Raw genomic sequence first — 20539 nt, forward strand, 5'->3', positions numbered from 1 at the left:
AGCGTAATTTTTTTTTCATCAAGAACCTAATTATCTCAAACCAGCCTCGGCAAAGCCAAGACTGGTTTAGTATATCAAAGTTCACAACAGCTCCAGCTAGCGCCGTCCGAAGAGGTTAATTTGAAATAAGCTAATCTCCTTACCTCCAATAATTTAAGCAGACCCCAATTGTATGTTTTTTGCTGGACTCAATTTTGTAACTAACACAATACTAATGCGTTATTATTGGTTCTTATTTCATAAGTTGATTGTTTTACTAAAATTGATCGCTCTCATATGCAAGTAAATGGATTTAATTGGCTCATTCCCGAGCTAGATAAAAAGTATTGCCGTAGTCAGGCAGAAGAATTTATCATAGAAAATATCAAGTGCGGAAATCTGTTGTCCGGAGAACTGCTACCTTCTTATCGCCATTTGGCAAAATAAACGGCCTAAGCGCCACAACAATTAAACGGGCGTATTCAAATTTGATCATTAGTTGTTGGTTATTGGCCAAACCGGGAGGAGGGACATTCGTTTCGGATATCCTTCCTAATTGTGAAGTACCGAAGGGAGGATCTTGCTTCACAGATACGTTTCCCGCCAGTTTGCGCATTACAAATTTGGTAACTCCTGAACCTGAAGCCGGAAACCAGACAGGTTTTTTTGCGCTCGGAACTTACTGGCCTGATGAGAGAATGTTTCCCTACGAAAATTTTTATAAGTACTACGGACGCTATCACAAGGTAAATCCAAAAATGAGTCAGGCCGATTTTCTCACCTCCTACAAGAGTGAGTATCTAAAACAAGCAATTTCTACAGATCTAAACCTAAGGCATCATTTTGGAATAAAACCTGAAATGCTTGGGCTTATTAAAGATCGTGAAGCCAGTTTGAAACGTGTTTTTAAAATAATGTCGGTATTTGGGGAATTTAAGTCGTTGGTAGAGTGCTGGATGGGGCCTGAGCACGCTAGAATGATTCGGGAAGCACGAAATGTTATAAAGCCTCGCAAGTTTTACAAACAATTGATTCCAATAGCAAAGGCTGAACTATGGGTGAGGGAAGCTACCGGTAACAACGATGGGTTTAGGGTTGAGGAATAGCAGGCGGCGGCAGGGTTAAAGAAAGGTGATCCTTACTGCGCTGCTTTTGTGAGCTGGGTTTTTAAACAGGCAGGATATGCTAGTCCGAGAACAGGCTGGTCGCCGGCACTGTTTCCAATTGCTAAATTGGTAAAGGCTGCAGCTCCTGGTAATGTGTTCGGAATTTATTTCCCTTCATTAAATCGGATTGCACATTGTGGCTTTGTCGAATATGTAGATGTCAGCTGGGTTGGTGCCATCGAAGTGAATACGAATGTGGCTGGAAGTAGGGAAGGTGATGGGGTTTATCGGAGGTTGAGGCACAAGAGAACGGTTTAAAGGTTTTCTATTGGTGGTAAAAGACAGTGATCTCTTCGTGCCTGAATCTCGAAGGGGAGATTCTAAGGTCTTCTCTGAGACACTGACTTTTAAATAAATAGCATGGGGATAGTAACATGGTGGTTAGAAGACAGCAGGGGGAGTAAATAACATGGTAGTTAATGGCAGATTTTTCTCGTTTAAATAATATGATTTTATCAAAGGTAAACTGAATTATTGTTTTACATTTGAAATGGGAAGGTAATCGTTTGAAACTTTTGTTTCAGACCATCAAACACACAAACAGGGATAATATTTATAATAGTTTACTGCCTAGACAGGCAATTTAAATGCGTATGAAAAAAACTTTACTACTGATTGTATTTTTATTTACTACTGTTGCTGCTTTTTCACAAATAAATGGCGATTATAATTATAGCATCTCGGTTAGAGGATACAGTGCGATGCAAATGCCTAAAATATTTAATGAATCGAATTCTGATAAATTTACCGATGCTTATTTTAATGGGTTGATGGTTAAATTTAATGACAATCAGATCAATTACCGTTTAGGTGGGACTTTCTATAATAAATCAAAAAAGTTTTTTAATGAATGTGAAACCTGTGAGGAAGCCAATGGTAAGCTACTGGACTATTCCTTTAAGTTGGGATTCGAGAAAAATTTTAATTATTCAAGGATTCAGCCCTATTTTGGATTTGATATTGGCTATCGCTACAGTAGATTCAGAGGAAGTCAGGAAAATAGAAATGAGCTAAGGGCCAGGAGTATGGGCTCAGTTGCTGAGGATCTGGAATCTACTAAAAGCGGAATTTTGGCTTCTCCTGTTTTGGGTGTTAAAATTAATCCAATACCCGAAATCTCTATTTTTGTTGAAGGCGATCTGGATCTCTTTTATTCTTTTGAGAAGCAAAAAACGATTTTGCAAGATATTAGTAATACTCAGGTTGTGAATAACGACCGTAAGACCGAATTTCTTTTGAATCCTTTTTCTGTAGGCATTCAAATTCATTTAGGAAGCAATAAATAAGCTTTTACTTCATTTCTGGCTTTAATGGCGGTTTATCTTTTGCTTACAAAGTAAATAATTCCGTATGTTTGCGTGAATAAATTGAACACAAACACCAAATGAAACTGCATGAGCTTACCGCTCAGATCTAACTTAAATAAGTCTCATGCAACTTCATAGCACCTAAAGCGTATACACATAGATGAAAATTGCCTTAATTACGGGAGTAACGGGACAGGACGGAGCCTATTTAGCGGAATTTTTGCTAAAAAAAGGGTACTTTGTACATGGGTTAAAGAGAAGGTCTTCGTCGTTTAATACTGAGCGTATAGATCACCTATATCAAGATCAGCATGAAAATAATGTGAATTTTAAATTGCATTATGGTGATTTGACTGATTCAACGAATTTGATTCGAATTATACAGGAAACTCAACCTGATGAAATTTATAACCTTGCCGCAATGAGCCACGTTAAGGTTAGTTTCGAAATGCCTGAGTATACTGCAAATGCTGATGGAATTGGTACACTTAGGTTATTAGAGGCGGTTCGTATATTGGGACTTACCAAAAAAACAAAGATTTATCAGGCATCTACTTCAGAATTATACGGATTGGTACAGGCAGTTCCTCAAAGTGAAACTACACCTTTTTATCCAAGATCACCATATGCAGTAGCTAAAATGTATGCTTACTGGATTACTGTTAACTATAGAGAAGCCTACGAAATGTATGCTTGTAACGGTATTTTGTTTAATCACGAAAGTCCGGTTAGGGGTGAAACCTTTGTTACCCGTAAAATTACCAGAGCAGCTTGCAAAATAGCTTTAGGCTTGCAAAACTGTTTATATCTTGGGAATTTATCAGCACAACGCGATTGGGGACATGCTAAAGATTATATTGAGGCGATGTGGTTAATTCTGCAACAAGAACAACCTGAGGATTATGTAATTGCAACAGGGGTTACTACTACCGTAAGGGATTTTGTGAAAATGAGCTTTGCTGAACTTGGTATTGAAATTGAGTTTAGTGGCAAAGATCAGTATGAGCGTGGAGTAATTATTGATGTAGATCAGGAGTTAATAGCTAAACTGGGTTTAAATGATGAGTTTTTGAAGCCGGGGACTGTTGTAGTACAGGTGGACGAGAAGTATTTCAGACCAACAGAAGTTGATTTATTACTTGGAGATCCTACCAAAGCAAATACAAAACTAGGCTGGAAGCCAAAATATGATCTTCCTGCCTTAGTAAAAGATATGATTGATTCTGATCTTCATTTGATGAAAAAGGATGAATACCTGAAACAAGGAGGGTTTAAAACACTGAATTATTTCGAATAAAACATCTTACACACGACCTAACACCCTATGAAATTTAAAAATATATTCACTGCGCTTCTTTTTTTCATTGCCATTGTTTTTTCTCAAACGGCCTTTTCTCAGACGAATTATGCAGATGTGAAAGTAGACGACCTTACTGATACACAGATCAGACAATTGATTCAAAGAGCAGAGTCGGTAGGATATAATGATGCTCAGCTTGAACAAATGGCTGCGGCTCAGGGAATGAATGCAACTGAAATTCAGAAACTTCGTTTGAGGGTGGAGAAGATCAGGAAACAAGATGGTGGTCAGGGGAATGAGAAATCAGATGCCAATGGCTCCGGTAAGAACCAGCAAAATGGAAATGAGACGGATAGGAGCAGAGGGTATGATCGTCAGAATTTACGTGATACTGCAAAAAATGCGAAAACCACAGGCTTAAATGGCGATTTAAAAGATAAAAAGGCATTAGAAGAAGAGAAGCGTTTGGAAATGCAAAAGCTTTTTGAAGGACTTAAACCTAAAATTTTTGGGGAAGATTTATTTAAAAATGAGAATCTTACATTTGAGCCAAACCTTAGAATGGCTACGCCAAAAAGCTATGTGATAGGTCCCGATGATGAGTTACTTGTTGATTTAAGTGGTGATAATGAGGTGAATTATAAGTTAAAGGTGAGCCCTGATGGCACTATTCGTTTACAATATGTAGGCTTGATATCTGTTGGTGGCTTGACTATCGAACAGGCCATTTCAAAGATTCGTTCCAGTATGGCCGGTACTTATCCAAGTTTAAAATCAGGACGCACTAGTGTAGCGATAACTTTAGGTAACATTAGGAGTATAAAAGTAACGGTAATTGGTGAGGTTGTAAAGCCTGGATCCTATACTGTTCCATCATTATTTACCGTGTTTAATGCGTTGTATGAATCTGGAGGGCCTAACAGAAATGGATCATTCCGTAAAATTCAGGTGGTTAGAAACAATAAAGTAGCCGCAACTATTGATGTTTATGATTTTCTATTAAACGGGATCCAGAAGAATAACATCAGGTTACAAGATCAGGATGTGATTAACGTACCTGTGTATCAAACAAGGGTTGAAATGGCTGGTGAGGTTAAACGTCCGGCCTTATATGAAGCCTTAAATACGGAATCATTAGAAGATATGGTTCGCTTTGCAGGTGGCTTTTCTAATGATGCTTACACCGCGCAGATCAAGGTACTTCAGAAAACCAATAAAGAACGTAAAATCACAGATGTACAGGCCGATGATTACAATAAATACAATCCATTAAATGGTGATAAGTATGTTGTTGAGGCTATTTTAGATCGCTTTGAAAATAGGGTAGAGATTGCTGGTGCAGTTTTCCGTCCGGGTCAGTTTGAGCTTGATGATAATTTGACCTTAAAACAATTGATTGCTAAGGCTGATGGATTAAAGGAAGATGCATTTCTAAACAGAGGGTACATATCCCGTTTAAATGCAGACAATAGTTTGTCACTTTTATCATTTGATGTAGCTAAGGTATTGGCAGGCACTGAAGCAGACATAAAGCTTCAGCGAGAGGATAAAGTTACCATTTCTTCCATATTTGATTTAAGGGAAGAATATAAGGTAACTATTCAGGGAGAGGTTAGGCAGCCTGGTACTTTTGAATTTGGGGATAATATGAATCTGGAATCGTTGATCCAAATGGCAGGTGGCTTTAAGGAAGGCGCAACTCCAAATCGTATAGAGATTTCCCGCAGAATTAAAAATAGTGATGCAACTTCGGCATCTGCACAGACAGCGGAAGTATTTACTGTGAATGTAGATCAGCATTTAAAGATTCAGGAAAAAGATTTTACACTAAAACCATTTGATATTGTTTCAATCCGTAGTTCAGAAGGCTATCAGGTACAGCGACAGATTAAAGTAGAGGGAGAAGTGCTTTATCCTGGAACTTATACAATTACTAAAAAGGATGAGCGCATTTCTGACATTATTAAAAGAGCAGGTGGGTTAAGTCCTTTGGCTTATGTTGAAGGCGCCTCTTTAAAGCGTACTGGCGGTGCTGAGGCAAGAGCTGCAGATAGTTTGGAGAGACGAAAGGAAGAGAAAGAGAAGTTGATGAATTTGCAGCGTTTAAAGCAATCGGGCGCAAAGGATACCACAACAATAGAAAAAGATCTGCAAGTTCTGCGTAGCGACTTGGTTGGTATTGATTTAGTGAGAATCTTGAAGAAACCGTTATCAAGAAACGATTTGATTGTGGAAGATGGAGATGTAATACGCGTTCCTAAGGAGTTGCAAACCGTAAGAGTTACCGGAGAGGTTTTAAAACCAAATAGTATAGTTTACATCAAAGGTAGAAGCTTTAAAGGATATGTTGATGGGGCTGGTGGATATAGTTACAATGCCTATAAAAGAGGCGCTTATATTGTGTATTCTAATGGATCCGTTGCTGCGGCTAAGAAGTTTTTGTTCTTTAATAATTATCCTCAAGTGAAACCAGGTGCTGAGATTTTTGTGCCAAAACGTGCTGAGAGAGAGAAAATAGGAATTCAGGGGTTAGTTGGGATATCAACTGCCATTGCATCTTTAGCAGCAATTATAATAACAGTACTAAGATAATTGATTGTCTGATCGATATGAGTTTAGGAAATATAAATAATCAATCAAATGTCTCTTCAGATGAGATTTCTTTAAAAGAGCTATTACTTAAAATAGGAGAATGGCGGCAATACCTTTTATCTAAATGGGCTATTATACTTGCTTTTGGGGTATTGGGTTCATTATTGGGATTTACTTATGCTTATTTCCAAAAACCTGTTTACACTGCTACTACCACCTTTGTTTTGGAGGATGGGGGATCATCAAATACAGCAGGAGCATTGGGAAGTCTAGGTGGATTGGCATCAATAGCGGGAATTGATATTGGTGGGAGTGGTGGTATCTTTCAGGGAGATAATATAATACAATTATATAAATCACGATCAATGATTGAAAAAACTCTGTTAACTGAGGTTGAATACAACGGTAAACATAAATTGTTAGTTGATCTTTATATTGATTTTAATAAACTAAGAGACGAATGGGCGAAAAAAGCAGCACTAAAAAATATTCAGTTTCATGCACAATTAACAACAAGTGGATATGTGCTTAATTTCACTCGATTGCAGGACAGTATTTTAGGAATTATTGTTAAGGATATTAATAAGAATTATTTGAACGTAGCCAAACCAGATAAAAAGTTAAGTGTTATTAGTGCAGAGGTAAAGGCACAAAATGAATTTTTTGCTAAAGCTTTTAATGAGCAAATTGTAAAAAATGTGAATGATTTCTATGTTCAAACGAAAACAAAAAAGTCAATTCAGAATGTTCAAATTTTACAGCAAAAAACCGATTCTGTACGTAAAGTAATGAATGGAGAGATTTATAGCGCTGCTGCTGTGGCCGATGCAACACCTAATTTAAACCCAACTAGACAGGCTCAACGGATTGCCCCAGTGCAACGTTCTCAATTTTCTGTCGAGGCAAATAAAGCAATGCTTAGTGCCTTAATTCAAAATTTAGAAATGTCAAAAATTGCTTTGCGGAAAGAAACGCCCTTAATTCAGGTAATTGACGAACCAATTCTTCCTCTTGATAAACAGGGGTTTGGTAAATTAAAAGGAATTATTATAGGAGGACTATGCTTTGGATTCTTAGTTGTTGGTATGCTGATTATTAGAAGAATTGTCAAATTAGTTTTAACCACATAAATTATCTGAGTATTTTTAAATGAATTTATTAAGTTTAATAGGAAGAGATAAGGAACTATTTTATAAAGATATTACAAAATATAATGATCTTTTAAAAACTATTGTTCAAAAGTCACGATTTCTGGTTATTGGCGGAGCTGGGTCTATCGGTCAAGCTGTTACCAAAGAAATTTTTAGAAGAAATCCTAAAAAGCTTCACATTGTAGATATCAGCGAGAACAACATGGTGGAATTGGTTAGAGATATTCGCAGTTCCTATGGATATATTGACGGAGATTTCCAAACTTTTGCTTTGGATATTGGCTCACTGGAATACGATGCTTTTATAGAGGCGGACGGTCAGTATGATTACGTTTTAAATCTTTCTGCCTTAAAACATGTGAGAAGTGAAAAGGATCCTTATACTTTAATGAGGATGATTGACGTAAATATTTTTAATACCGATAAATCAATCCAGCAATCTATAAGTAAGGGAGCTAAAAAGTACTTTTGTGTATCTACAGATAAGGCTGCTAATCCTGTTAATATGATGGGGGCCTCTAAACGGATTATGGAAATGTTTTTGATGCGTAGAAGCAAGGATATTAGTATTTCAACTGCCCGCTTTGCGAATGTTGCTTTCTCTGATGGTTCTTTGTTGTATGGGTTTAATCAGAGAATTCAGAAACTCCAGCCGATCGTTGCACCAAATGATATTAAGCGTTATTTTGTAGTACCGAAGGAGTCGGGAGAGTTGTGTTTGATGTCTTGTATTTTTGGCGAGAACAGGGATGTATTTTTTCCAAAACTTAGTGAAAGCCTACATTTAATCACTTTTGCCGATATTGCCGTTAAATATTTAAAAGAGCTTGGATATGAACCATATCTATGTGAGACTGAAGATGAGGCAAGAGAACTTATAAAAACCTTACCTCAGCAAGGCAAATGGCCATGCTTGTTTACCAGCAGTGATACAACAGGTGAAAAAGATTTTGAAGAATTCTTTACTGAACATGAGGCTTTGGATTTGGAAAGTTTTGATAATCTCGGGGTAATAAAAAACACATTCAAGGTTAATGATGAACTGTTAAATTTATTTTCGTCTCGGATTCAAGAGTTGAAATCACATAAAGCATGGTCCAAGCAAGACATTGTTGAGTTGTTCTTTAAAATGATCCCGGATTTTGGACATAAGGAAACAGGTAAGTATTTAGACGCAAAAATGTAATATGAAAAATCTGAAGGATATTATCGCGTTTATTCAAAATTCTTATAGTACAAAGGAGTTTATTCCATTGCATGAACCAAAATTTAGGGGCAATGAAAAAAAATATCTATTAGATACGATTGATTCTACTTTTGTTTCCTCAGTAGGTGCATATGTAGATCGTTTTGAAGAAATGATGCAATTATCGACTGGTACACAGAAAGCAATTGCTGTTGTGAATGGGACAGCTGCTTTGCAGGTGGCTCTTCGACTTGCCGGTGTTGAACAGGGAGATGAGGTAATTACCCAGGCGCTAACTTTTGTTGCCACTGCTAACGCAATTGCTTATAATGCGGCAATACCAGTTTTCGTTGATGTTGACCTTGATACAATGGGCTTGTCTCCAAAAGCAGTTGATGCATTTTTAGACGAATATGCAGAGCTTAGAGACGATGTCTGTTATAATAAAATAAGTGGCAGAAAGATTGCTGCTTGCTTGCCGATGCATACTTTTGGCTTTCCCGTCCATTTAGATGAACTGATTGCAGTTTGCAATAAATGGAATATTCCATTAGTAGAAGATGCTGCCGAATCTCTTGGAAGTGAATACAAAGGGAAAAGTACTGGAAGCTTTGGTAAGTTGGGAATATTCTCTTTTAATGGTAATAAAACCATTACCTGTGGAGGTGGCGGTGCCATTGTATCCAACGATCTTGAGATTGGAAGAAGAGCAAAGCACTTAACAACTACTGCTAAGAGGCCTCATCCTTATGAGTTCTACCATGATGAATTGGGATACAATTATAGAATGCCCAATTTAAATGCTTCATTAGCATGTGCCCAATTAGAGCAACTCCCATTTATGTTAGGAAGTAAAAGAGAATTGGCAGATATATATAGCAAATTTTTTGCTGAACAAGGAGTGAATTTTAGAACAGAGCTTCCTGATACAAAGGTGAACTACTGGTTGATGTGTGTAGAGCTGGAGAATAAAGCAGAAAGAGATCTTTTCTTGAAGGAAACTAATGAAAATAAAGTAATGACACGTCCTATCTGGCAACTAATGTACCGCTTACCAATGTACTTGCATTGCCAACGCGACGGTCAGACAAATGCGGAGTTTTTGGAAGAGCGAATTGTAAACATACCAAGTAGTGTTCGATAGAATTGGCATCATAGGATATTCAGGTCATGGCTTTGTTGTAGCCGATGCAGCCCATATGGTCGGCTTGTCCTTAGAATTTTATTGCGAAAGATTTGAAACAGAAAGAAATCCATTTAAACTGAAATATCTTGGCTTTGATGGGGATAAAGATTTTATTGGATGGAAAGAGGACTATAAGTTCATTTTAGGCGTTGGAGATAATCAGATTAGGAATGCGATAGCACTCCGGGTTTTGGCAAATAAAAAAGAGCTCTTAAATGTTGTTCATCCAGATGCGTTGATTTCAAGTTATGTTGAAATGGGCATAGGGAATTTTATTTCTAAACGTGCTGCAGTTAACCCTTTAGCAAGTATTGGTGATTTTTGCATTTTGAATACCGGATGTATAGTTGAACACGAATGTAAGATCGGAAACGCAGTTCACATTGCGCCTGGAGCAGTGCTTGCGGGGAATGTAGAAGTTGGTGATTTCACATTTATAGGTGCAAATTCCGTGATAAAGCAAGGGGTTAAAATTGGTTCAAATGTGATCATTGGAGCTGGATCGGTTATATTGAAGGACATTGCAGATCATAAAAAAATTGTTGGTAATCCAGGTAGAATGATATGAAAAAGGAAAGTGTCATAATTATTGCAGAAGCAGGAGTTAATCATAATGGAAGTTTGAGAAATGCCTTTCGCCTTGTTGATGCGGCAGTTGATGCCGGTGTAGATTATGTTAAATTTCAAACCTTTAAAGCAACTAATTTAGTTTCCGTAAAGGCAAAGAAAGCTGAATATCAAATAGAAAATACTAAAAATAGTACTGAATCGCAATTGCAAATGCTTCAGAAGCTTGAACTTTCTGAAGATGATCACGAAAAGATTATCGCGTATTGCAATTCGAAAAATATTAAATTCTTTTCCACCGCGTTTGATTTAGATTCTCTGGAATACCTGTCAAAAATAGGCATGGATATGGTTAAAATACCATCAGGAGAAATCACTAATCTTCCTTACCTGAGAAAGGCTGCTGATTTATTTAGGAAAGTCATTATTTCAACGGGAATGGCTACCTTAAGTGAAATAGAAGACGCAGTTGCTGTTTTTATTAACCATGGAATTGCAAAAGAGAGCATTACAATATTGCATTGTAATACGGAATATCCTACACCGATGAGGGATGTGAACCTGTTGGCGATGTTACATATCGGAAAGGAATTTAAAACTTCCATTGGTTATTCTGATCATACATTGGGGATTGAGATTCCAATTGCTGCGGTTGCTTTAGGAGCTGTGATGATTGAAAAACATTTTACATTGGATAAAAATATGGAGGGCCCTGATCATAAAGCTTCCTTAGAGCCCGAAGAACTTAAAGCCATGACCTTGGCAATTCGTAATATTGAGCGGGCTATTTCAGGTTCAGGATTAAAAGAACCTTCGGAGTCCGAGATGAAGAATATCGCTATTGCAAGAAAAAGTATTGTAGCGAAAACAAATATAAATAAGGGGGACGTATTTTCAGAAAACAATCTAACAGTTAAGCGTCCGGGTGATGGTATCTCCCCAATGAAGTGGGATGATCTTATAGGTAAGATTGCAATGGAAGATTTTGAAGCAGATGATTTAATTCAATTGATATGAGAATAGGTGTTTTGACAAGCTCAAGAGCTGATTTCGGTATTTACCTCCCTCTACTTAGAAGGCTGCGGGATGATCATTTTTTCGAACTAGAGATCATTGCTTTTGGAACACATTTGTCAACCCTTCATGGTGAAACTATCGAACAAATTACCGAAAAAGGTTTTAAAGTAAAGTACAAAATTGAATCTATGCTTTTGTCAGATAGTGCTGAATCAATCTCTACAGCAATTGGTTTGACTACTGTTAAGTTTGCTAGCTTCTGGGCACAATACGCTGCTGATTTTGATTTGGTGTTTTGCCTTGGAGACAGATATGAAATGTTCGCTGCTGTTACTGCTGGTATTCCTTTTAATATTCCTTTCGCCCATTTGCACGGCGGGGAAACAACTCTTGGCGCAATTGATAATGTGTTTCGGCATGCAATAACGCTCGCTTCTCAGTATCATTTTGTGGCTACAGCACATTACGCAAATCGTGTAGGTACCATTATAAATTCCCATGAGCACATTTATCAAATCGGTGCTTTAAGCCTTGAGAACATCACAGATATGGATCTCTTGAGTATCAAAGAGTTCCAGCGAAAATGGGGAATAGATCTTTCTATCAAAACGATACTGACAACTTTCCATCCTGAGACGGTTAATGCAGATCAGAACGTTTATTATACAAATGAACTTGTTTCCGTTATTGAACACAGCACAGATTATCAACTTTTGATTACAATGCCAAATGCAGATACAGCGGGCAGTAAAGTAAGAAATATATTAATTGATAGATTGAAAGGAAATGATAAAGTTTTTTTGATTGAGAATTTAGGTTCCCAAAGTTATTTTACTGCGATGAAATACTGTTCTTTTTTAATGGGTAATACTTCCAGTGGAATTATCGAAGCGGCTTCATTTGGGAAATATGTGATTAATCTTGGAGACAGACAGAAAGGGAGAGCCTTTGGCGATAATGTTATCAATGTTCCTTTAATTAAAGAGGATATACAACGAGCTATTGAAAAAATCGAAATAAGTGAACCTTATGAAGGTGGTAATATATATTATAAAGAGAATTCCGCTAACGAACTTATAAAAATCTTAAAAAAACTAGCATCACATGCAAAATAGAACTCAACATATTGTCAATTATAATCATCCAACCCGGATTGCCTTAAAATCCTTGGATATTTTAGGAGACAATGTAAGCCGGACCTTGTTTGTTGTGGATGATGTCAATAGGTTGGTTGGAGCCTTAACAGATGGAGACATTAGAAGGGGTCTATTGAACGGTTTAGAGATATCTGAGCCAATTCAGCTTTTTATGAATACCAATTTTAAATTCTTGAAAAAATCCGATAATAATTTGGAATTAATCAGATCATATAGAGAGGCTGAAATACACCTTATACCACTTATTGATGATAATTATCATCTGCTAGATGTGCTTGATCTGAAAAAACTAAGAACCCAGCTTCCGCTGGCAGCATTAATCATGGCTGGTGGACGTGGGGAACGTTTAAGACCCTTAACCGAAGTTACCCCAAAACCAATGCTCAAGGTTGGAGACAAGCCAATAATTGAACATAATATTGATAGGTTAATTGCTTATGGAATAAAAGACATATTTATAAGTGTAAAATATCTGAAAGATCAGATCATTGATTATTTTGGGAATGGTGATGCCAAGGGTATTCATATACAATATATTGAAGAGACCGAACCACTGGGAACAATAGGAGCATTAGGTTTGATTCATTCAATTGAACATGAGGATATTTTGGTAATGAATTCTGATTTGTTAACCAATATTGATTTTGAGGATTTTTACAATTTTTATAAGATCAATGGTGCAACTATGGCTTTGGCAAGTGTACCATATCATGTGAATATACCATATGCTGTGTTGGAAACTTCAGGACATTTGATATCTTCATTCTCTGAAAAGCCTAGCTATACTTATTATTCAAATGCAGGAATTTATCTAATGAAGTTCGAATTAAAGAACTCTTTTGAAAAAGGTCAGTTTTTTAATGCAACGGATTTAATGGATAACATTATAGCAGATATTAAGCGTTCTTTAGTTCATTATCCTCTATTAGGATATTGGCTAGATATTGGAAAACATAATGATTTAATTAAAGCTCAGGAAGATATTAAACATATAAAATTGTAAAAATTGAGAATTCTAATTACACTTTGTGCCAGAGGAGGATCCAAAGGAATACCTGGTAAAAATATTAAGCCTCTTGCGGGGAAACCTCTCATTGATTATACAATTGATATAGCTAATCGTTTTGTTGAAAAATATAGTTGTCGAATAGCGTTGTCTACCGATGATACAGCTATAAAAGCTGCTGCAGAAAAAAAAGGATTGTTTACTACATATATTAGGCCAATTGAACTTGCATCGGATACTGCTGGTAAAATTGATACGATCAAAGATTTATTGCTTTATGAGGAATCACTATTAAAGGATAAGTACGATTATGTTCTGGATCTGGACTTAACATCTCCTTTGAGAACGTTTGATGATCTTGAAGTCGCATTCAGAATGATTGAAAGCGATAAAAATGCCTTGACGTTATTCTCGGTTAATCCAGCCTCGAGAAATCCTTATTTTAATATGGTAGAAGATAAGGGCACTGGTTATTATGATCTTATTAAGAAATCATCAGACGGTTCGGTAATGAGTAGGCAGAAAGCTCCTGCAGTTTATGATTTGAACGCTTCGTTCTATTGGTACAGAAGATCATTTTTTGATTTGGATTTGAAATCACCTATCACTGATAAATCTTTAATCTACAAAATGGATCATATCTGTTTTGATTTGGATCATCCTATCGATTTTGAATTTCTTGAATATTTAATCTTGGAGGGAAAGATAGATATCGTATGATGAATATCTTGATCATTGGGCTTGGATCTATTGCAAAGAAGCATATCGTAGCATTACGTTCATTAAATAGGGATTTTAAGATTTATGCTTTACGCTCTGGAATAGCTGGAGAGGATTTGGAAGGCGTAACCAGTGTTTACAATTTAAATGATTTGATAGCATCAGTCGATTTTGCTATAATTTCAAATCCTACAAATCTCCATGCTCAATATGTTCGGGATTTGTCTGAATGGGGAATCCCCCTTTTTATTGAAAAACCTCCATTGGCTAATTTGCGAGAAGGAGAGGAACTGAATAAGAAGATCGCGGGTAGCGAGGTTATGACTTATGTGGCCTGTAATCTTCGTTTTCATCCCTGTATCGAATTTCTCAATCGTTTTGTTTTAGAAAATCCAGATAAACGTATTAATGAAGTAAATGTTTATTGTGGATCGTATTTACCCGATTGGAGACCTGGACAGAATTACAAAAGAATTTATAGTGCAAATCCTGAAATGGGTGGAGGTGTGCATTTGGATTTATTTCATGAATTTGATTATATACATTGGATTTTTGGTAAACCATTTTCTGTTTGCTGCATTAAGACAAGTAAGTCCTCATTGAACATAAAATCTTTCGATTATGCTAATTATGTTTTAGACTATAATCAATTTACGATAAGTTTGATATTGAACTATTTTAGAAGAGATTCCAAACGCAGCATAGAGATTTTGTTTGAGAATGAAACCTGGAGCATTGACCTTCTGAAGAATTCTATCGTTAGTAGTACAGGTGAAATGGTCTACAATAGGGATAATGATTTTGTTATTGGAGATACTTACAAAGCTCAGATGGAGTATTTTATAAATTGTTTAGTAAATAATCAGAAGCCAATGAATTCTTTCGCAGAATCTTTAGAAACGCTTAAAACTTGTTTGTCCGATGAATAGATTAAAAGACAAGATCATTATTGTAACGGGTGGAAATGGCCTGTTGGGTAGAGACATTATCGACAAAATTATTGCTGAAGGTGGCTTTTGCATTAATGTAGATATTAATCATGAATCGACAGTTGATCTGTCACGTATCAAAGGTGATATTACTAAAGAATCGTCTGTTTTGGAATGCATTGAAACCGTTATTTCAAAATATAAGAGAATAGATGGACTTGTAAATAACGCTTATCCTCGAACATCCGATTGGGGAAATAAATTTGAAGATATAAATTACCAATCGTGGCAACAGAATGTTGATTGGCAATTGAACAGCTACTTTTTCTTTACACAACAAGTCTCCAAATTGATGATAAAACAGAAAAGTGGATCAATCATTACTATGTCGTCAGTATATGGCATTGTTGGGCCTGATTTTACGGTTTATAATGGAACTACAATGACTATGCCTGCTGCTTATTCTGCTATCAAGGGCGGTCTGGTGAATTTCACTAGATATCTGGCCTCTTATCTTGGGCCAAATAATATCAGAGTAAATACAGTTTCTCCAGGTGGTATATTTGACAATCAAAATTCTATTTTTGTGGAAAATTATAATCAAAAAGTTCCAATGCGAAGAATGGGATTGCCAGAAGATATATCTCCAGCAATTGTATTTTTGTTGTCAGATGAAGCAAAGTATATTACAGGACAAAACATTGCTATTGATGGTGGTTGGACTTCAATTTAAATAAATTCAATACAAGCTCATTGGAGCGAAAAGATAAATAAATGAAAACAGTTAGAATAATTCCCCGTCTTGATATTAAAGGTCCTAATTTGGTTAAAGGTATTCATTTGGAGGGACTAAGAGTGTTGGGGAAACCTTCAGACTTCGCAAAGTTCTATTATGAGCAAGGAGCAGATGAGTTGATGTTTATGGATGTCGTTGCTTCTTTGTATGAAAGAAATAGTCTTCATGATATTATTTCAGAAACTGCAAAGAGGATTTTTATTCCAATTACTGTTGGAGGAGGATTAAGGACAATTTCAGATATAAAAGATGTTCTTAGAGCAGGTGCAGATAAAGTTTGTTTGAATACAGCGGTTATTAAAAACCCTAGTTTAATCAGAGAAGCCTCAAGAATGTTCGGTTCATCTACGATTGTAGTCGCTATAGAAGCAATTAAAGAAGGCGAAGGTAAATATTTGGCCTATACTGATAATGGAAGAGAGTATACAGGAGTAGACGTTTTTGATTGGGCTCAAAAAGCCGATGAACTCGGGGCTGGCGAAATTGTAATTACTTCTGTAGATAAAGAAGGGACCGGTCAAGGGTATGACTTAGAGTTAGTTTCTAAAGTTAACAGCTTGGTAAGTTGTCCTGTTATTGCTCATGGTGGAGCAGGAAAACCTAGTCAGGTGGTGGATGTATTGCAAAAAGCTAAAGCAGACGCAGTGATGATTTCTTCCCTATTTCATTATGATTTTATAAAGGAAAATGAATCAACAGCTTCATCTCTTGAAGGGAATGTCGAGTTTTTGAAGCAAAAAAGAAATTTTCATACGTTTGAAGCTTGCAGTATCCAGCATTTAAAACATGTATTGATTGATCATCAAATTGAATGTAGATTATAGTAATGGAAAGTACTAAAAGAAAAGTGGTCATAATTGATTACCAGTTGGGAAATTTATTTAGTGTAAAACAGGCTTGTGATACTGTTGGTATAAATGCAGAAATTAGTTCTCTAAAAAAGGATATTTTAGACGCGGATGCTCTTATATTACCAGGAGTTGGAGCTTTTATTGAAGCAATGAATAATCTTAAAAAATTAGATTTAATAGATGCGATAAAAGATACAGTTAACAATAGTACACCAATATTTGGAATTTGTTTAGGACAGCAACTACTTTTTACCGAAAGTGAGGAATTTGGTGCTGGAAACGGTTTAGATTTAATACCAGGTATGATTAAGCGATTTCCTGAAGAATTAAACGGCAAGAAAGTGAAAGTTCCACAAATTGCGTGGAATAAAATTTATTCTTCGAGCCAAGAGTGGGATAAAACGCCATTAACTGAGTTACAGAAAGATGAATTCATGTATTTTATTCATTCTTATTACGTCAAACCTACATTAAATGATTGTATTTTAACATTAACCGACTATGATGGGATAGAGTTTTGTTCGTCTATCTTAGATAGGAACTTATTCGCAACACAATTCCACCCGGAGAAAAGTGGAGAAAAAGGTTTGTCAATATATAGAAACTGGGCTAAAAATTATAATTTAATATGATGAGTGAAAAACAAGAACTGGAAGCATTTTATGGATTACCTACAGAGGTGAAATTCTGTAAAATTTGCGTAATGTCGAATCAGAGACCCACATCAACAATCGAATTTAAGCATACAAAGGATAGTAAAAAAACAACCATGAATTTTGATGAGCATGGCGTTTGTGATGCTTGTAGAACTGCGGAAATAAAAGATAATATTAACTGGGGAATGCGTGAGGAAGAGTTAGTGAAACTCTTAGACAAGCATAGGAAAAATGATGGATCATATGATTGTTTGGTTCCAGGTAGTGGTGGTAAAGACAGCGCTTACCAAGCCCATGTTTTGAAATACAAGTATGGTATGAATCCCCTTACTTGTACTTGGCCGCCAATTTTGTATACAGATTATGGTTTAAAAAATTGGAAAAATTGGCTAGATAGCGGTTTTGACAACGTATCTTTCTATAGAAATGGTAAAGTTATGAAGCTATTGACGAAACTTTCAATAGAAAATTTATTACATCCATTTCAAACCTTTATTTTAGGACAGAAAAATCTTGCACCAAAGATTGCAGCAAGATATGGTATCAACTTAATTTTTTACGGAGAAAATGAAGCCGAATACGGAAATCCATTAGCTGATAACACCAGCTCGTTACGTGATAAATCCTACTATAGTTTTGAGCATTTGGATGAGATATATTTGGCTGGGGTTTCAGTTAAGGACTTAATGGAGAAATATGAAATAAGACTTAGCGATTTAATGTCTTACTTCCCGCCGACGGTAGCGGAATTAGAAAAAGCAAATGTAGAGGTTCATTATTTAGGATATTATTTGAAATGGACTCCGCAAGAAGTTTATTATTATGCTGTTGAAAATACTGGATTTAAAGCCAGGCCCCACAGAACTCAAGGAACGTATAGTAAGTATAGTGGAATTGATGATAAGATAGATGATTTACATTTCTTCACTACATTTATTAAATTTGGTATTGGTAGAGCCACCTATGATGCATCACAAGAGATTAGAAATAAACATGTCACTAGAGAAGAAGGTGTTGCTTTGGTGAATAGATTTGATGGAGAATTTCCAGATCGTTATTTTGATGAAATAATGGGGTATCTAGATATGAAGCCAGAATATTTTCATGAATTATGTGATAAGTTCAGATCGCCACATTTATGGGGCAGGGATGAAAATGGTGAGTGGAAACTGAGGCATAATGTGGCAGGCAAAGGATTAGACGATTAATATTTCATGCTAATAGAGCTACGTGATAAACTTAAATTTTGGGCTAATACGGATCGTATTGGCCCAGATATTTATGGTACCTATTGGAGATTGTTTCTGAAAAGCAAAATGTTAAAACTTTGCAAAAGGAAATTTAATTTTTTTGCGGATACTGCTGATTTTAGACCAGGAGCCTATGCTATCGGTTGTTCTCAAATATCGATTGGAAATAGAGTTGTTATTCGCCCAGGTACTATGTTACATGGTGAGACGGAAACTCTTAGAGAATCGATATTGATTGAAGATGATGTTTTAATAGGTTGTGGTGTCCATATTTATGTTGAAAATCATCGTTTTGACAATCCTGACTTACCCATAATCGACCAAGGTCATGCCCAAGCCCTTAAAGTAGTCCTAAAAAAGGGATGCTGGATAGGTGCTAACGTTATAATTTTACCGGGAGTTACTGTTGGTGAAAATGCTGTGATAGGTGCCGGTTCTATTGTTACAAAATCAATTCCAAATTTTGCTGTTGCTGTAGGTAATCCAGCTAGAGTAATAAAATCAATAAAAAATAGAAATGAGATTTAATAAAATCATCTATATAAGATATATTCCACTTACTGCAAAGGTGTATAAAGATTTTTATATGGATGAAGTGGAAAAGGCAGGTATCGATATAGAGTATTGGGATGTAAGTGCTTTATTTTTTAAACATAGTTATGATCAAGAAGATTCCTCATTTCTAACTAATACAATAAAATTTGACACATATGATGAGGTAGAAGAGGCAATAGTAAAAGTGCAACCCTTAGCTGATAAACTATTTGTTTCTATCATGACATTTGAAGGTCGGGTATTAAAATTGTATAAGATGTTTACTAAGTACAATTGTATACTGGCTGTCTTTGGAAGAAATATGTTGCCATTGCCTGCTCAAAATAGTAAGTCAATTTATTGTTCTATAAGAAATATATCGTTTGAAAAAGTTAAAAGATTCTTAAATACAAGAAGTATAATTAGAGGGAAAGAAAATGGGCGTATCAAACTGTACGATATTATGTTCCTAGGCGGAACGGAAGGATGGAAAGGGATCGGCATAATTAATGAAAATGATGTTTCTAAAGCGGAGGTTATTAAGGTAAATAGTGATGATTATGATAATTTTTTAATGCTTAAAGGATCCAAGCGTATTATAGATCATGATTATATATTGTTTTTAGATGAATATTTACCTTTACATCCAGATACTTTACTTTTTGGTATAAAAAATGTATCCGAAAAACAGTATTATCCCGAGTTAAATAAATACTTTGACCGAGTAGAGGAGCAATTTGGAATGCCTGTAATCATTGCTGCACATCCTAAAGCAGTTAGATACAAAAATGAAGATTTTTTTAACGGACGCAAGGTGTTTTTTGAGCAAACCTCACAGCTTACTGAGCACTCTTATTTTGTATTAGCCCATGATACTACCTCTATAAATTATGCCATTTCTTTTAATAAAAGACTGCATTTTATTACGTCAAAGAATATATATAACGAAATAAATATGGTACATAGAAATTCTGCAAATTTTGCTGATTTTTTAGGTTGTAATTTACAATGGTTCGATAAAAATAATCCAATTAATTTAATAGAAGAACTCCCTGTTGAGAATTATCAAAAGTACAGGAATAAATTTCAAACTTCTTGTGAGACTGAAAATAAATTAAGTAAGGACGTCTTCATAGACTTTTTAAAACAATATCTTGCAAGATAAATGCATTTCTTGTCTTATTTTTCA

At 35.8% G+C, this 20539-nt stretch carries 21 protein-coding genes; 20 read left to right on the forward strand and 1 reads right to left on the reverse strand.

Annotated features, from left to right (window positions below; all coding sequences use genetic code 11):
• Window positions 1-364: 364 nt before the first annotated feature.
• Window positions 365-595: a hypothetical protein gene (locus HQN83_RS10430; RefSeq protein ID WP_173090281.1), complete on the reverse strand. Its 231-nt coding sequence runs from the start codon at window positions 593-595 to the stop codon at window positions 365-367.
• Here HQN83_RS10430 and HQN83_RS25295 point away from each other — a divergent pair.
• The 20 genes from HQN83_RS25295 to HQN83_RS10525 all read left to right on the forward strand — a co-directional run bounded on the left by HQN83_RS25295 (window position 588) and on the right by HQN83_RS10525 (window position 20515).
• Window positions 588-1085 carry a hypothetical protein gene (locus HQN83_RS25295; protein WP_246254443.1) on the forward strand — a complete coding sequence of 166 codons (498 nt, stop codon included), beginning with the start codon at window positions 588-590 and terminating at the stop codon, window positions 1083-1085. The two genes, HQN83_RS10430 and HQN83_RS25295, sit on opposite strands and share 8 nt — an antisense overlap.
• A 48-nt stretch (window positions 1086-1133) precedes the next feature.
• The gene (locus tag HQN83_RS25300; protein ID WP_246254445.1) at window positions 1134-1403 is read left to right on the forward strand and encodes a hypothetical protein; all 270 of its coding nucleotides are present in this window, start codon (window positions 1134-1136) and stop codon (window positions 1401-1403) included.
• A gap of 335 nt (window positions 1404-1738) precedes the next feature.
• Window positions 1739-2431 (forward strand): hypothetical protein, encoded by a 693-nt coding sequence (locus HQN83_RS10440; protein ID WP_173090282.1) that lies wholly within the window; start codon window positions 1739-1741, stop codon window positions 2429-2431.
• Window positions 2432-2612: 181 nt separating this feature from the next.
• Complete coding sequence (gmd, locus tag HQN83_RS10445; protein ID WP_173090283.1) at window positions 2613-3749, forward strand: GDP-mannose 4,6-dehydratase; 1137 nt, start codon at window positions 2613-2615, stop codon at window positions 3747-3749.
• A gap of 27 nt (window positions 3750-3776) precedes the next feature.
• Entirely contained in the window at window positions 3777-6344 is a 2568-nt protein-coding gene (locus tag HQN83_RS10450; protein WP_173090284.1) for an SLBB domain-containing protein, read from the forward strand.
• A 17-nt stretch (window positions 6345-6361) separates the two neighbouring features.
• Window positions 6362-7474, forward strand: coding sequence for a Wzz/FepE/Etk N-terminal domain-containing protein (locus HQN83_RS10455; protein ID WP_173090285.1), 1113 nt, complete (start codon window positions 6362-6364; stop codon window positions 7472-7474).
• 19 nt (window positions 7475-7493) lie between these two features.
• Window positions 7494-8681: a UDP-N-acetylglucosamine 4,6-dehydratase gene (locus tag HQN83_RS10460; RefSeq protein ID WP_173090286.1), complete on the forward strand. Its 1188-nt coding sequence runs from the start codon at window positions 7494-7496 to the stop codon at window positions 8679-8681.
• 1 nt (window position 8682) lies between these two features.
• Window positions 8683-9825: a LegC family aminotransferase gene (locus HQN83_RS10465; RefSeq protein ID WP_173090287.1), complete on the forward strand. Its 1143-nt coding sequence runs from the start codon at window positions 8683-8685 to the stop codon at window positions 9823-9825.
• Window positions 9815-10435: an acetyltransferase gene (locus tag HQN83_RS10470; RefSeq protein ID WP_173090288.1), complete on the forward strand. Its 621-nt coding sequence runs from the start codon at window positions 9815-9817 to the stop codon at window positions 10433-10435. The genes HQN83_RS10465 and HQN83_RS10470 overlap by 11 nt, the downstream gene beginning before the upstream one ends.
• Window positions 10432-11451: an N-acetylneuraminate synthase gene (gene neuB, locus HQN83_RS10475; protein WP_173090289.1), complete on the forward strand. Its 1020-nt coding sequence runs from the start codon at window positions 10432-10434 to the stop codon at window positions 11449-11451. The genes HQN83_RS10470 and neuB overlap by 4 nt, the downstream gene beginning before the upstream one ends.
• Complete coding sequence (gene neuC, locus HQN83_RS10480) at window positions 11448-12566, forward strand: UDP-N-acetylglucosamine 2-epimerase (RefSeq protein WP_173090290.1); 1119 nt, start codon at window positions 11448-11450, stop codon at window positions 12564-12566. Before neuB ends, neuC begins: the two co-directional genes overlap by 4 nt.
• A complete protein-coding gene (locus tag HQN83_RS10485) occupies window positions 12556-13611 on the forward strand; it encodes a nucleotidyltransferase family protein (protein WP_173090291.1) in 1056 nt (351 codons plus the stop codon). The genes neuC and HQN83_RS10485 overlap by 11 nt, the downstream gene beginning before the upstream one ends.
• 3 nt (window positions 13612-13614) lie before the next feature.
• Complete coding sequence (locus HQN83_RS10490; protein WP_173090292.1) at window positions 13615-14334, forward strand: acylneuraminate cytidylyltransferase family protein; 720 nt, start codon at window positions 13615-13617, stop codon at window positions 14332-14334.
• Complete coding sequence (locus tag HQN83_RS10495) at window positions 14331-15263, forward strand: Gfo/Idh/MocA family protein (protein WP_217277373.1); 933 nt, start codon at window positions 14331-14333, stop codon at window positions 15261-15263. The genes HQN83_RS10490 and HQN83_RS10495 overlap by 4 nt, the downstream gene beginning before the upstream one ends.
• Window positions 15256-15996: an oxidoreductase gene (locus tag HQN83_RS10500; RefSeq protein WP_173090293.1), complete on the forward strand. Its 741-nt coding sequence runs from the start codon at window positions 15256-15258 to the stop codon at window positions 15994-15996. The genes HQN83_RS10495 and HQN83_RS10500 overlap by 8 nt, the downstream gene beginning before the upstream one ends.
• 41 nt (window positions 15997-16037) lie before the next feature.
• The gene (gene hisF, locus HQN83_RS10505; RefSeq protein ID WP_173090294.1) at window positions 16038-16883 is read left to right on the forward strand and encodes an imidazole glycerol phosphate synthase subunit HisF; all 846 of its coding nucleotides are present in this window, start codon (window positions 16038-16040) and stop codon (window positions 16881-16883) included.
• A gap of 2 nt (window positions 16884-16885) precedes the next feature.
• Entirely contained in the window at window positions 16886-17542 is a 657-nt protein-coding gene (hisH, locus tag HQN83_RS10510) for an imidazole glycerol phosphate synthase subunit HisH (protein WP_173090295.1), read from the forward strand.
• Window positions 17539-18774: an N-acetyl sugar amidotransferase gene (locus HQN83_RS10515; protein WP_173090296.1), complete on the forward strand. Its 1236-nt coding sequence runs from the start codon at window positions 17539-17541 to the stop codon at window positions 18772-18774. Before hisH ends, HQN83_RS10515 begins: the two co-directional genes overlap by 4 nt.
• A gap of 6 nt (window positions 18775-18780) precedes the next feature.
• Window positions 18781-19344: an acyltransferase gene (locus HQN83_RS25445; RefSeq protein ID WP_173090297.1), complete on the forward strand. Its 564-nt coding sequence runs from the start codon at window positions 18781-18783 to the stop codon at window positions 19342-19344.
• Window positions 19334-20515 carry a hypothetical protein gene (locus HQN83_RS10525; protein ID WP_173090298.1) on the forward strand — a complete coding sequence of 394 codons (1182 nt, stop codon included), beginning with the start codon at window positions 19334-19336 and terminating at the stop codon, window positions 20513-20515. The genes HQN83_RS25445 and HQN83_RS10525 overlap by 11 nt, the downstream gene beginning before the upstream one ends.
• Window positions 20516-20539 lie beyond the last annotated feature (24 nt).

The sequence above is a fragment of the Pedobacter foliorum genome, assembly GCF_013266735.1.
Lineage (GTDB): Bacteria > Bacteroidota > Bacteroidia > Sphingobacteriales > Sphingobacteriaceae > Pedobacter > Pedobacter foliorum.